This window comes from Staphylococcus sp. EG-SA-2, from assembly GCF_017152085.1.
Window position 1 is genome coordinate 1 of record NZ_JACYHC010000102.1, and the last position, 554, is coordinate 554.

The 554-nt window shown below is 42.4% G+C and carries 1 protein-coding gene; it reads right to left on the bottom strand.

Annotated features, from left to right (window positions below; translation table 11 throughout):
- A partial coding sequence (locus tag IDG60_RS00860; protein WP_206160378.1) for an SdrD B-like domain-containing protein occupies positions 1-554 on the bottom strand: 554 nt, incomplete at both ends.

The following is a 554-nucleotide window of genomic DNA, read 5'->3' on the forward strand; positions in this document are numbered from 1 at the left end:
TCTGAGTCGCTATCTGAATCTGAATCGCTGTCTGAGTCTGAGTCACTGTCTGAGTCTGAGTCGCTATCTGAGTCTGAGTCACTGTCTGAATCTGAGTCGCTATCTGAGTCTGAATCGCTGTCTGAATCTGAGTCGCTATCTGAGTCTGAATCGCTGTCCGAATCTGAGTCGCTATCTGAGTCTGAGTCGCTGTCTGAGTCTGAGTCGCTATCTGAGTCTGAGTCGCTGTCTGAATCTGAATCGCTATCTGAGTCTGAATCACTGTCTGAATCTGAGTCGCTGTCTGAGTCTGAATCACTGTCTGAGTCTGAATCACTGTCTGATGTATCTTCTTCGAAGTATCCGTTATCAAGTGTGAAATCATCATGATCCGTAATTGTTACGTCAACTTCGCCACCATCGGCATCTTTATCATCTTCAGTTGTATTTGTAACTGTTTGTGTTAAGCCAGCAGGCTTTTCAAAAATAACTTTGTATTTACCGCTATCTAAATTATCGAAACGATATTTACCATTTTCATCTGTTTTAGTTGTTCCAATTACTTCGCCTTTTTC